Source organism: Dasania marina DSM 21967, from assembly GCF_000373485.1.
GTDB classification, from domain to species: domain Bacteria; phylum Pseudomonadota; class Gammaproteobacteria; order Pseudomonadales; family Dasaniaceae; genus Dasania; species Dasania marina.
On record NZ_KB891585.1, the window covers coordinates 663,105 to 676,505 of the forward strand.

Genomic DNA, 13,401 nt, shown 5'->3' on the forward strand with positions numbered 1-13,401 from the left:
GCCAGCACTACAATGGTATTTGCCTATGCAAACAACTAATAAAAAAGCGGTCTTTTAAATGACTAACGTTTTCTTGCTTCGCTGCTTGATGCTCTTACTCTTATCAACTGGGCCCACATTTTCCCAAGACACTACACCTGCCCCCTCAACTGACATCAACATAGCCTTTGACTTATGGCCAGGGTACTACCCTCTGATAATTGCTGAGCAACAAGGCTACTTCAAAAAATATCAGCTCAATGTTAAATCCACTTACTTTGACCGGGTCAGTAAGCTACAAACTCGCTTTGTCGACAAACAATTTGATGCGGTATGCATAGCACTGGGTGATATATTTTCTTTACTAGAACAATTACCCAACGCTCGTATTATTTTAATTGCCGATTTATCCGCTGGCGGTGATGCCTTACTATCGCTGTCACCACTGCCAAAAAACCTTAACAACTTACGCATAGGCATTAACGTCAATGGTTTTGGTGAGCTGTTTATTACTGAGTTCCTTAAGGATTACGATCACAATATAGAAGATGTAACCCTAGTTAATATAGATGCATCGGAAACAACCCAGCTACTGCTAAGCCGGCAGGTAGATATAGTACATAGCTGGGAACCCTTTGTTACCGAGGCCATCAGCGCTGGCGCAAAAATCTTATACACCAGCCGCCAGGCCCCCGGCTTATTACCTGACGTCGTGGCCTTTCACGGAGACTTTTTAGCGCTACATCCTCAGGCTGCCAAAAACTTTACTAAGGCTTGGTTTGAAGCTGTAGAGTGGTGGCTTAACAACCCTGCAGCCGGCAATAAGATTATTGAAAAAACGCTAACACTCAACAAACCTGTAGACTTAAAAGGCATCAAACTGATGTCTTATGAAGACAATCTAGATTCCTTTAACAATCCTCGTTCAGCCCGTTCACTAGACAGAGTATTAAACCGCTATATCGAGTTTTTTTCTCATAAAAATATCATTAGCAAAGAATTGAACGCCACAGAAATCATTAACGCTAATTTCTTAAGCGCCCCCTCTAAGTAAATAAAAAACCACCGATAGGTCTCACCCATAAAAAAGCCGCGCCATGATTACTCATGGCGCGGCAACGTGAGACCTAACACATCACATTAAAATTTGTAGCTAGCCTCTACACCATAAAACCTAGGCATATTCGGCATACGGGCCACACCTGCCGCGCCATAAAAATCTTCAGTAGCTACCCGTTCGTCAGTGGCATTCTCAACAAACAGAGTTACACCATAGTTTTCTGTTTGTATGCCGGCACGAATATTCATAAAATCAGAGGTGTCTGAAGTAATAACATTATCCAATTCCCAAGCCAGCGGGCCTTTGCGAATTAAATCTACACGTACCACCGCGTCCATCATATCGCTTACAGCCGTAGTATATTCTACGCCAGCATTGATATTGTATTTATGTACGCCGGGAACTTTGTTACCGTCTATATCACCGTAATCTTCCGTGGCGGTAAATTTATCAATTTTTGAATCCGCATAACCATAACCTAGGTTAAAGCGTAAACCCTCCATAGGCTGAATAACCGCTTCCAGCTCAACACCTTGTGAGGTGCTTTCGTCTATACCTAAGTTTTCCAAAGTGAAGGTATCTAAATTAAGTCGGGTAAACTGGGTGTTTTCTATGTCTATATGGAACACAGCACCACTTAAGGTCATTGCGCCGCCCCACAATACCGATTTAAAACCTAGCTCCACATTTTCTGATACTTCTTTATCGAAGGTTCTAATAATAGTGGGATCGTATTCGTTAAAACCACCACTACGAAAACCTTTAGACGCGGAGAAATAGGTCATCATATCTTCGCTCCAGTTATAGGTAATCTGTAACTTAGGCTGTGTTTCGCTAAAGGTTTCTGAGGCCTTAGATACGTCCTTTTGACGCTCATCAAAAGATTCACGCTTATCTTCGTCGTAACGTAAGGCGAAAGCGATAGATAACTCATCATTGACATCATAATCAGCCTGACCAAAGACCGCCCATGAATCACTGGTGTTTTCATCCACTACGGAGTAAGCGTATTCAGTACCAAAGTCAGCATCAAAATCAAAAGCACTAACCGCCATATCATATTCAGCTCTAGGTATAGTAAAGCTGCTTCTGTCTCTTTCAACGGTGCCTACCCAATCTGAAAACCAAGTAAACTCAGAGTTAATTTTACGGTGTTGGTAATACGCGCCCACCTGCCACTCTAGTACCTCACTATCACCGGTAATGCGGAATTCAGCGGAACAACCTAATAGCGCCGTCAGTAACATTCACCACTATAAATCGACGCTATAGCGCCGCGGTGCATAAGCAACGATTATAGGGCGGTTTTTCAACGAAAGATTCGGTAACGCGCCAGCATTTCAACTACCTATTTCCCTTTTATTGCCTACCATTAACTAAGATTCCAACACTTAACACAGGTATACTCATGACTACCGGCCTAACTTTTAGCAAATCAATACAACGCCTATCACAACGCAGCTCCAATGTATGGGATATACATGATAAAGCCTGTGCTCGATTAGATGCCGGCGAAGACATACACCTGCTATCGGTGGGCGACCCAGATCTAGCCACTCTAGACAGCACCATTAATCACACCATAGAGAGCCTCAAAAAAGGCCGCACCCACTACTCACCCGGTGCCGGTGAAGCCGAGCTGCTCAAGACCATAGCCGACATAGAGGCCCGTGCCTCACAAAAGCCCTGCAGCCCCGATGAGGTACTAATCTACCCCGGCGCTACCCATGCTATTTACTCGGTGATGGCCTGTTTATTAGACGATGGTGATGAGATAGTCGTACCCGAGCCTATGTACATAGGCTACCACGGTATTTTTGATGCCATAGGTGCGAAAGTGGTTAGCGTACCGCTAGAAGTACACGATAACTTCAACCTCGATGCCGACGCGGTAAAAGCTGCCATTAGCGACAACACCAAAGTGCTGTTTTTAAACACCCCAGGTAACCCCGCAGGTAATATGATCGCCCCCGAAGTGCTGGCTGATTTAGCCCAGTACTGCCTAGAGCGTAATATCTGGCTGGTATGCGATGAAGTGTACTCCATGATTACCTACGATAAGCGCCACACCTCTATACGTCGCGCTGCCGCCTCGCTGGATAACATCATTGTTATTGATGGCCTTTCCAAGTCCCATGCCATGACTGGCTGGCGCCTAGGCTGGAGTGTTGCCCCCGCCGCCGTCACCGAAAAGCTATTGCAATTTAGCTCATCGATTGTTTTTGGTTGCTGCCAATTTATTCAAGACGCCGCCACCTTCGCGCTGAAAAACGACGAAGAGTATATGAACAGCATGCGCGAAGAATACAAAACCCGCCGCGACTACGCCTATAAGCGCTTAAAAACCATGCCCGGTCTTAAATGCCAAGCGCCACAGGGCGGTATGTTTTTAATGGTCGATATCACCGATATCGCCGCCGACGGTTTTGCCTTTGCCAGCGACCTGCTAGACAAGCAAGGGGTATCAGTGTTGCCCGGTGAAGGCTTTGGCCCGTCTACCAAAGGCTTTGTCAGAATCTCGCTCACCCTAGGGATCGGTGAGCTGGAAAAAGCGCTGGATAAAGTGCAGCGATACACGCAATCGCTTAGTGCATAACACCCTAGCGGTCGAACATTTTTGACTGATCAGATATTTTTGTGCCCAGCAAGACCTTTTAATCTTGCTGAGCACAAAGAAATTAATCAGCCATCATTTGATGCGCTATAAAACTTTACGTTTGACCCGTCGGTCTCAACCCGCCCATGCAAATGAAAGTAACACGCCCAGCAAGGCGGAAAGGCAGAAGCCGCCATATTTAAAAAACAATTAAGAAAATTAAAACACCGAGTACCGGGTTAATCCCAGCGCGACCCAAATTAGCTGTGGAGCTATCCCTCCTAAGCCTTTTACCAAATACCCACTAAACGAATTGCTATGGCTAGTCGATAACGACTAGCCATTTAGTTTCAGGCTTTAATCCCAATAGCTCAGGCATAGCCATCGACAAACTGCGCCTGTGGCAATTCTATTAGCGTAGGTTTGTTACGCTGGTTGGCAGCCACTAGCTCTTCATGTAACTCGGCATGGCTATTAACTTGGCGAGTTTCACAACCAAAAGCCTTACCTATACCAATAAAGTCTGGGGTATAGATATTAACGCCTATTTGCTCAATATTGCCGTCTTCCATAAAGCGTTTTATTTCGCCGTAGCCGTTGTTATTCCAGATTAAAAAGATCACCGGCACTTCGGCCTCTACCGCACTGGCTAATTCACCTATAGTAAACTGAGAAGCACCATCACCAATTAATGCCACTACCGGTAACTCAGGCTTAGCCAACTTTGCGCCTATAGCTGCAGGTATGCCGTAACCTAAAGTGCCGAAGCCACTGGCTGAATGAAAGTAACGCCTAGCGTGTTCAGTTTCATAACTCACCCAAGCATAATACGTAGGCTGGGTAGAGTCGCCGGCTATCACCACCTCGGGTAAGGCATCGCGTACGGTGTCAAAAAAGGCTGCATACTGCTCGTTGCGCACGCTAAACACGGCTTCTTTTAACGCTGCCGCCCTAGCTACACCTGCCGCTTTATCGGCAGCTACCTCTAGCAATTGGCTATTGATGGCCTCTACCGCAAATTTGGCATCACTTAAAATTGCCACCTGGGCTTTAACATTGCGGGTTAATTGGCTGGCATCGATATCCACCCGTATTAAGGCGCCGCCTATGGTGATGTCACCCAAAAAGAAAAAGTCATAATCGGTTTCGCCAAACTCTGTGCCCACCGCCAATACCACATCGGCTTCGCTAAACTCTTTGCGTATGGCCTCCCAAGAGCCAGAGCCGCCCACCGCTAGCGGGTGGCTATAAGGCACTATGCCTTTGGCATTCACGGTATTCACCACTGGCGCACCTAATTTCTCTGCTAAGGCGATAATCTCTGGCCCGGCATTAGCCGCACCACCACCCAAGGCAATTAAGGGGCGCTGGGCTTTCGCTAATAACGCTACTGCGCGAGCAACCGAGCGTGGCGCAGGTGCAGGCGGCTCGGGTAAATCAAATAGGGTTTGATCAATATGATCGGCAGGCGAGGTGATGACATCAATGGGAATTTCTATGTGTACCGGGCCGGGGCGTTCGCTGTTAAACACGGTGAAAGCTCTGGCCAATACTTTCGGTAATTCATCGGCGCGCAATAAGGTGTGGCTAAATACCGAGACGCCGCTCATTACATTGCGTTGGTTGGGCATTTCATGCAAACGGCCCTCGCCCATACCTAGCTCATAGGTGCGGTTAACCGAGGAAATCACCAACATAGGTATAGAGTCGGCTAGCGCCTGGCCCATGGCAGTAGCTATATTAGTCATACCGGGACCGGTGATAATCAAACACACACCGGGCTTGCCGCTAACACGGGCATAACCGTCAGCCATAAAACCTGCACCCTGCTCGTGGCGCGGGGTGATGTGTTTAATATGGGTGTCGGGCAGGCCGCGGTATAACTCCACAGTATGCACACCGGGAATACCAAAGACGGTATCCACACCGTAGTTTTCTAAAATTTTAACCAGTACTTCACCGCAGGTTGCCATAATTGTCTCCGCCACATAAACACACAATAAAACAGGATATACGCTATCAAAACACGCTGTTGTTACACATGTTGCTACACATTAGCCCCTGAGGGAGAAGTGTACAACGCCAGCCGCTTTTGATAACGCTTTGATAGTTTTAAAGTTTACCGTTTTGTAGACAAATTATTCGCTGATTACAGCGGTTTTTATGGCATACAATGCATTCTTAGCGCATAAAAACCGTGTTTTCAGTACTGCGGCTTTATGACTGGCTAGTCTGCAACTGTTTAACAGCCGCTATATGGCCATCCCTAATTAACAACTTAGGCTTGGCTATAGCATTAAACTCTGATGCCATTACCGTGGTATACGCCCCCAGACAAGGCCCCACCACATCATCGACAGCCAGTTTAGGCAATATAACGTTTTCATAAATAACGTCCACGCTATCACAGGTAGGCCCCGCCAATACCGTATTGCACTGCGGCGCCGCATCGCCAAACACCTGTAGCGGATAGCGATTACCCGAATAAAACGCACCGCTAAACGAACCATAGACGCCGTCATCCAAAAAATACCATTGCGCTTTTTCCGCAGCTGCCGCACCCATAATCGTCGCTACCGAATAAAAACACGGCGCCGATAAGCAGCGACCCGGCTCGGCAATAACTCAACCTTATCCGCATAGGCGGCAAACTTATCCAGTTCCTCAACACAATCCACCACAAAGGTGTTGCAATCAAAGTCTAAGGCGCACGCATGTCGGCATCTTTTTTAAAGGGATGGGTATGGATCAATTGCTTGGGACGATGTTCTAGCTGCTGCAAAATATCAATTTCACCATTGGTTGCGATATCTATACCCGCCCCCTCTGCAATTAACACCTCTAAAAAAGCGGGCTCACACTGCGACTTCATCGCATAGTACAGCTCAACACTAGGCAGGGCCTCGCATAGCTCCCTATAACGTGAACGCACCTTATCTCTATCTAAGAGTAATAGCGGCGAGCCATGCGCTTTAGTCATAGCCTGATAATACTCACCTAGCTGCGCGGGCAGAATCTCTATAATCGACACGGGCTTATACTTTCAATAAAACGTAGTAAAAACAGCAAACAAAGACATTTTTGGCTTGCTAAAGTCATGCATATTCCTTTAACGTAAACCACGATAAACGCCTAACACAGCGCTAATAATACGAGCCTTTAGCGCCACAAACTGTCGGCAATCACCGTGAAAACGTCGCCATTAGCCTGCGTTTTACTTTAACAAAAAAATGAAAACTAAAGTTAATAACTTAACATTGAAAATTGAAAATCGAGAGCGCTCGTGGATAAATTTGATCAACTTATTTGTTGTCGCCCTGCGCAAAGATACCAGGCAATCGGTATCAGATATTGCCGACAGCATTAGTCATTCCCGCTCGGCGGTATCAGAAAAAATAAAAAGGCTGAAACTAGCGGCGTTATACGCGGCTATCAAGCCATACTGGGGAAGCTGCAGTGAGATTATCGATATCTTTAAACGCATACCCGAAGTGCAATCCTGCCACGGTATCTCAGGGGATATAGATTTATTGGTATATCTATGTGCCGAACCCATGGATAGCTTGCAGCACATTAGAGAGCACATCGCTAGCCAAGAAAGCATTGTCAAAGTCAAAACCCATATAGTACTAAGCGAATGGGTTAACCACCTAGCCTAGCGGCTAGGCTTATCATTATGTGGTCATTATCCAGGCGACATGCGGGAACGGTGCGACCATCTTTTTTAAACACCATTAGCAATACGTTAATAAGCATCGCCGATAAAAAAGAATCACCGGCAGGGATAGTGGTAAGGCGTATTGCACCGTCACTTGATGCAAAGGCGACTAATATACCTAATAGCCAGGATGATATTGCCGGCCATGAGAGAGCGGGAACTGAGTCACAGTAATGCTGGTGATTATGTCGCTCTTTAGCCACTAAAAAACGCATAATCTAGCCTATTAGCAACAAGCCTCACAGCCCGGATAATAATCTGATTATTAAAGCCAGCAAGGCTTTAGTGGTGTAATAACTGCTTTTTAGTGCCGCTAATTCTTGCTGCAGCAACTCTAGATCGAAATACTGCTCTATAATTAAACCGGGACCGTCACGTTTATACCCACAAAGCCAAACCAGTGGAGAGTAACTACCCTAATGCCCTTGCATAGACTGCTAAAAGTATTACTGATAGGGCTATTACCCAGTATCAGCTATGCAGCACACAGTAACGGCGAAAATCATCACCAAACCCTCTATGTTGTTGCTAAGGAGTGGCTAGGCTACACCGAAAAAAATGGCCATGGCTTATACTTCAATCTAATCAAACGTATTTACGAAACCGAAGGTTATACGGTAAAAACCCAAATCATGCCTTTTAAGCGTGCCATCGGTTACATTAATTTAGCTAAGGCCGACATATTGTTAGCAGACGATGATTTGCAATATCTCGCCAAATTAAACACCTATCAAATAGAAAAAATCCTACAACCTTTATACCCGCTCAATAACGCACTAATAACCGCGGTCTACCCTAAAGCTACAGGCCTTAACTGGCCAAGCATACGCAGCAATAGTAAGCTTGCACTGGCCTGGATCAACGGTTACGGGTACGGCCAAACACTAGCACTGCCCCACCAAAAGGTTTCTTTCCTCAATAGCACACAACAAGGCTTAAAATTATTACATTCCGGCAGAATAGACTGCCTTATTGATGACCTTACAGACTTAGAAATAAGTACTAAACGCATGAATCTAAATATGGATGGCTATCGCTTTGATGTTATCAGCCACAGACATCTATACCCTATTTTTAGCAATACACCGCGCGGTATAAAACTCATGCAAGTTTACGAAAAGACTATGGAAACCATGATAGAAAGTGGTGAAATTTTTGAACTCTACAAAACCTATAGGCTCAACTACCACAACATTTTAAGCACTAGTTCTGCTGGCCATGAACATTAAAGGTTAGAGATGCTATCTAAGCTGGTCCACGCCTAACAAAGCCTTATCGACTAAAATTAACTAAAAAACAGCTCAAAATAAGTAAAACAAAGCCACCACAGCTAATAGCCGCACAAAGTGACAGGCATAAAAAAAACCCAACTTAAAAAAGCTGGGTTTTTCTATTTGGCTCCGACGGTTGGGATCGAACCAACGACCAATTGATTAACAGTCAACTGCTCTACCGCTGAGCTACGTCGGAATAAACTGTGCCACCTTGATAACATTGATTAACTCTGCAACAGAGTTAAGGGGCAAGCGACATCTCATGTCGTCAATGTGGCGCGAATATTAAAGCCCAACTCCGCAGTCGTCAACCTCTTTACCGAGAGTTTTTGGCTATTTCGCTAATAAAACGCATTTTCGTTTAATCATTAATCAAGTTTCAGGGTTTTACCTTTAGTATGCGGGCTAAGCTGGTGTAAAATCACGCATTTATTCGCGGTAATTGTGTATGTCCAAAGCTTTTCAAGTAGTGTCTAAATACCAACCAGCGGGCGACCAACCCACCGCTATCAAAAGTTTGGTAAACGGCATTAACGCGGGACTGCACAGCCAAACCCTACTGGGGGTAACCGGCTCGGGCAAAACATTCACCATTGCCAAAGTTATTGAACAAATACAGCGCCCCACCATTATTATGGCCCCCAACAAAACCCTGGCGGCCCAGCTATATGGCGAGTTTAAGGAGTTTTTTCCCAATAATGCGGTGGAATACTTTGTTTCCTACTATGACTACTATCAACCCGAGGCCTATGTCCCCTCCTCTGATACCTTTATAGATAAAGACTCCTCGATTAACGAGCATATAGAGCAAATGCGCTTATCGGCCACCAAGGCCCTGATTGAACGCAAAGATACGATAGTAGTATCCACCGTCTCGGCCATCTACGGCTTGGGCGACCCCGAGCAATACTTCAAGATGGTGATGCACCTAGACCGCGGCGACCAAATAGACCAACGCGCCGTGCTCAGGCGCCTAGCCGAGCTGCAATACACCCGCAACGATATAGACTTTACTCGCGGCACCTATCGAGTGAGGGGCGACGTGATAGACGTGTTCCCCGCCGATGAGGAGGCCCAAGCCGTGCGCCTAGACCTGTTTGACGATGAACTAGACAATATCTCCATTTTTGACCCGCTCACCGGCGAAGTTTTCCAAAAAGTCCCGCGCATCACGATTTACCCCAAAAGCCACTATGTGACCGAGCGCAGCACCCTGATCAACGCCTTGGACGCCATAGAGCTAGAACTTAAAGAGCGGCTGCTACAACTACGCAACAATAACAAGTTAGTTGAGGCCCAGCGCTTAGAACAGCGCACCCGCTACGACTTGGAGATGATACGCGAGCTGGGCTACTGCAACGGCATAGAAAACTATTCCCGCTACCTCTCTGGCCGTAAATCCGGGGAAGCGCCCCCGACCCTGTTTGACTACCTGCCCGATGACGCATTAGTCGTGGTGGACGAATCCCATGTTGGCGTGCCGCAACTAGGCGGCATGTACAAGGGCGACCGCTCGCGCAAGGAAACCCTAGTGGAATACGGCTTTAGGCTACCCTCGGCGCTGGACAACCGCCCCATGCGCTTTGACGAGTGGGAACGGAAAGTACCGCAGCTAGTCTTTGTCTCCGCCACACCCGGTAAATACGAAGCCGAACACGCCGACAATATCGCCGAGCAAGTCGTGAGGCCCACCGGCCTGCTAGACCCCGTTATAGAAGTACGCCCCGCCGGCACGCAGGTAGATGACGTATTGTCAGAGATACACAAGCGCGTAGCCGTGCAAGAACGGGTATTAATCACCACCCTCACCAAGCGTATGTCAGAGGACCTTACCGACTACCTCAGCGACCATGGTGTTAAAGTGCGCTACCTGCACTCCGATATAGACACCATCGAACGGGTAGAAATTATTCGCGACCTGCGCTTAGGTGTATTTGATGTACTGGTAGGTATCAACTTATTGCGCGAAGGCTTGGATATGCCGGAAGTGTCACTGGTGGCCATACTCGACGCCGACAAAGAAGGCTTCCTGCGCTCCGACCGCTCACTGATACAAACCATAGGCCGCGCCGCCCGTAACCTCAACGGCAGGGCCATACTCTACGGCGACAAAATCACCGGCTCCATGGAGCGCGCCATAGGTGAAACCGAACGCCGTCGCGAAAAACAAATCGCCCACAACCTAGCCAACAACATCACCCCGCAGGGCCTCAACAAAGACGTCAAAGACATCATGGAAGGCGCCCACCATGTGCCCGGCAAAAAAACCAACCGCAAAGCTGGCAAAGTGGCCGAACCTAGCGCCGCCTATATGAGCATGAGCCCCAGCCAACTGGCCAAAGAGCTCAAGCGCCTAGAAAACAAAATGCACGAACACGCCAAAAACCTAGAGTTTGAAGCCGCCGCAGCCACCCGCGACCAACTGGCCGAAGTGAAACAGCACAGTTTTATACAATAGGTGATAGTCTCTAGAAATTAGTCGCTAGTCGCTAGTAAAAGCACTTGTGCATGATAGAGCAGCTCATTATAATGCGGGCCTTGTTGAGCAAAGCTAAGTGCTTGCTAAACAAACAGTTTATAAGGTTTATACGACCGTAGCTCAGTTGGTTAGAGCACCACCTTGACATGGTGGGGGTCGGTGGTTCAAATCCACTCGGTCGTACCAAAAAACGCTGACAAGTCAGCTACTTAAAGCCTCGCAGTCGCGGGGCTTTTTTGTGCCTGCAAACTTTACCCAGTATTTACCCACCTAAAATATTTAATTTTGCTCCCAAAGCAAACGCCATATATTATTTGCCACAAACAATAAAACATTCCCATGGGAAAGCTAAGGTGCAGCCTAAGCAACCCATAAAATCATCAATTCAAATAGCTAGAGCAATGCCAGAAAAGACCTGACTGATAGTCAACAACTTAAACTCAAGGAAGACGATTAATGAGGCACAAAGGCTACAAAGATGTTAGAAGTTTAACTAGATCAACAATGTTTTGGGTTTGGCTTGTCTGCCCAGTAGTAACTGGATTAGTTCTAATGTGGTCCGCTGGCGCAGACATGGTTTGGGATTGGTCGCCAGACGGCTTCAACTATTGGGCAAAATCATTCGCAGTTCCCTTAACAATAATGGGACTATCTGGGCCGCTCACAGCTATCTATGTTGCGCACCATAGGTCAACCCATCAAGAAACACTTTATAGAGTGCAGACCGAAGAAAATAGACGCTCGAACTATTATGACACCTTTAAAGAGTTTGAATCACTCTATAAAGAGTTCAAGAGCGACCTAACCACCAATAATTCTGAGTTTGAAAGCGCATTGCCAACAGCGAGATTCCTATTTTCTCAAGTTTGGGACCGCAGCATGGGATATGAACTAAGCTTGTCATCAAAAGTTATCAACTTAAAAAACGAGGCTCTTTCAATAGCTCGCTATACCTCAGGATTATCCCCCGACAAGATTTATGATGATGCAAGCCCGTTTAAAAAAATCGCACTCGAAAACATTAAAAACTATATTTCATGCTTTTGCCATATTGGAGTCCCTATACATTCAATTAATCAAGACATAAGCGTTTATGGAGCACTGATAGCAAGTACCGAAATCAATAGATTTTTATCAGACCATATTACTTTTGTTACAGGCATTCCATTTCCAAAAGGCCCTGAAGTCTTTGGCCCTAGCGTAGCAAGGATATGCGTCAGCTTTGAGTTAACGTCTGTTCCTCTCTCAAGATTAAAAATGTAAAGTATTGCCCGCCGCGCCAGCTAGAGACTAAACCAGTAACAACTGGTACAAACACTGACCGCGGGCTGAAATAGCCCCCATCTATTCCAGTCAATCCCCCCTAACAACAAACTCACACCCTCGATAGAGTGAACCTTGTTGTGTGGTACATACCAGCGCGTGACGCTGACCGCCTGGTTCGAAAATTTGTGCTTACGATCCGCACAGCGACGAATCCCGCAGGGCCAAAACAGCCTCAAGCTATTTCAGTCAATCCACTCCCCCCACAACAAGCTCACACTCTTAACAGAGCCGGCCTTTTCATTTCAACAACCCCCTTCCCTTGAAAATATTGACAAACCCCCACACTACGCGTAAATTTCGCGCCTCTACAGAGCTAGCAAGCTCTGAGCTATCTGCCCAGATGGTGAAATTGGTAGACACGCTAGCTTCAGGTGCTAGTGCTCGCAAGGGCGTGGAGGTTCAAGTCCTCTTCTGGGCACCATATATAAATTGTTGTTTTTAACAGTAGAGCAACAAGTATAATCGCCAGAATTTCTGTTGTAGTTTTGGCGATTTATATACGCGCCCAACCCCAGTTAGCCTCGAGCCGTTCCAGCCGCGCCTTCCAGAATCCGCTAACTTTCAGCAGACAGCTACCTGCGTAATTACCTATAAATTACCCATACTGTAGCGAGGCAAAAGTATTAACCTTTATCTACCAGTTTAAGTTGCTGTATAGCCCGCCACAAATTTATATATAACCGCCGTATAAAAAGCACATAACATCTTTAAGCAACAACAGAAATTACCAATTTACTAGCAACGAGCTTCACTTTCGCGCTTAGAGCCGGATGTTGTTTTTGACGATGATAAAAAAACAGCGACTTGTAATAAAGCTACGTGGATTCAAATCTGAAGTGCATCATCTAACTAGGTAGAAGAAAGGGCCAGCTGAAGGTAAGCTCCTACCCTTTTTCTCCGGCAAGAGATGAAGTGATGACGAGAACCTACCAACAACTGACTTATGAACAACGATGCCAGATTTCAGTA

The 13,401-nt window shown here is 46.4% G+C and carries 11 protein-coding genes and 3 tRNA genes; 8 read left to right on the top strand and 6 right to left on the bottom strand.

All coding sequences use genetic code 11. The features are described from left to right. Positions 1–58 precede the first annotated feature (58 nt). The gene (locus B067_RS0112705; protein ID WP_019530465.1) at positions 59–1,033 is read left to right on the top strand and encodes an ABC transporter substrate-binding protein; all 975 of its coding nucleotides are present in this window, start codon (positions 59–61) and stop codon (positions 1,031–1,033) included. Positions 1,034–1,119: 86 nt separating this feature from the next. Here B067_RS0112705 and B067_RS0112710 read toward each other — a convergent pair whose 3' ends face one another. Next, complete coding sequence (locus tag B067_RS0112710; RefSeq protein WP_019530466.1) at positions 1,120–2,286, bottom strand: TonB-dependent receptor; 1,167 nt, start codon at positions 2,284–2,286, stop codon at positions 1,120–1,122. A 161-nt stretch (positions 2,287–2,447) separates the two neighbouring features. Here B067_RS0112710 and B067_RS0112715 point away from each other — a divergent pair, with 161 nt between their 5' ends. Continuing rightward, positions 2,448–3,635 (top strand): pyridoxal phosphate-dependent aminotransferase, encoded by a 1,188-nt coding sequence (locus B067_RS0112715; protein WP_019530467.1) that lies wholly within the window; start codon positions 2,448–2,450, stop codon positions 3,633–3,635. Positions 3,636–4,006: 371 nt separating this feature from the next. Here B067_RS0112715 and B067_RS0112720 read toward each other — a convergent pair whose 3' ends face one another. The 3 genes from B067_RS0112720 to B067_RS21850 form a co-directional block, all read right to left on the bottom strand. Next, positions 4,007–5,608, bottom strand: a complete 1,602-nt coding sequence (locus tag B067_RS0112720) for a 5-guanidino-2-oxopentanoate decarboxylase (RefSeq protein ID WP_035802232.1) — start codon at positions 5,606–5,608, stop codon at positions 4,007–4,009. 244 nt (positions 5,609–5,852) lie between these two features. Further along, on the bottom strand, positions 5,853–6,257 hold the full coding sequence (locus tag B067_RS21845) for a type III PLP-dependent enzyme domain-containing protein (RefSeq protein WP_276201905.1): 405 nt from the start codon (positions 6,255–6,257) through the stop codon (positions 5,853–5,855). A 79-nt stretch (positions 6,258–6,336) separates the two neighbouring features. Beyond that, positions 6,337–6,666: a type III PLP-dependent enzyme domain-containing protein gene (locus B067_RS21850; RefSeq protein ID WP_026244637.1), complete on the bottom strand. Its 330-nt coding sequence runs from the start codon at positions 6,664–6,666 to the stop codon at positions 6,337–6,339. A 199-nt stretch (positions 6,667–6,865) separates the two neighbouring features. Between B067_RS21850 and B067_RS20430 the strand changes: the two genes are divergently transcribed. Further along, positions 6,866–7,294, top strand: a complete 429-nt coding sequence (locus B067_RS20430; RefSeq protein WP_051083849.1) for an Lrp/AsnC family transcriptional regulator — start codon at positions 6,866–6,868, stop codon at positions 7,292–7,294. Here B067_RS20430 and B067_RS0112740 read toward each other — a convergent pair. Next, a complete protein-coding gene (locus B067_RS0112740) occupies positions 7,278–7,568 on the bottom strand; it encodes a hypothetical protein (protein WP_019530469.1) in 291 nt (96 codons plus the stop codon). The two genes, B067_RS20430 and B067_RS0112740, sit on opposite strands and share 17 nt — an antisense overlap. 204 nt (positions 7,569–7,772) lie before the next feature. Here B067_RS0112740 and B067_RS0112750 point away from each other — a divergent pair, with 204 nt between their 5' ends. Further along, positions 7,773–8,582 carry a type 2 periplasmic-binding domain-containing protein gene (locus B067_RS0112750; protein ID WP_019530470.1) on the top strand — a complete coding sequence of 270 codons (810 nt, stop codon included), beginning with the start codon at positions 7,773–7,775 and terminating at the stop codon, positions 8,580–8,582. 166 nt (positions 8,583–8,748) lie between these two features. On the opposite strand, the gene B067_RS0112755 is transcribed toward B067_RS0112750, so the two are convergent. Continuing rightward, a tRNA-Asn gene (locus B067_RS0112755) sits at positions 8,749–8,823 on the bottom strand. Positions 8,824–9,075: 252 nt separating this feature from the next. On the opposite strand from B067_RS0112755, the gene uvrB reads away from it, so the two are divergent. From uvrB to B067_RS0112775, 4 genes are all read left to right on the top strand, one after another. Continuing rightward, the gene (uvrB, locus tag B067_RS0112760; RefSeq protein ID WP_019530471.1) at positions 9,076–11,085 is read left to right on the top strand and encodes an excinuclease ABC subunit UvrB; all 2,010 of its coding nucleotides are present in this window, start codon (positions 9,076–9,078) and stop codon (positions 11,083–11,085) included. A gap of 130 nt (positions 11,086–11,215) precedes the next feature. Then, positions 11,216–11,292 (top strand) — tRNA-Val (locus tag B067_RS0112765). Positions 11,293–11,562: 270 nt separating this feature from the next. Then, positions 11,563–12,369: a hypothetical protein gene (locus B067_RS0112770; RefSeq protein WP_156820826.1), complete on the top strand. Its 807-nt coding sequence runs from the start codon at positions 11,563–11,565 to the stop codon at positions 12,367–12,369. 397 nt (positions 12,370–12,766) lie between these two features. Then, positions 12,767–12,853 (top strand) — tRNA-Leu (locus tag B067_RS0112775). The last annotated feature ends 548 nt before the right edge of the window (positions 12,854–13,401 follow it).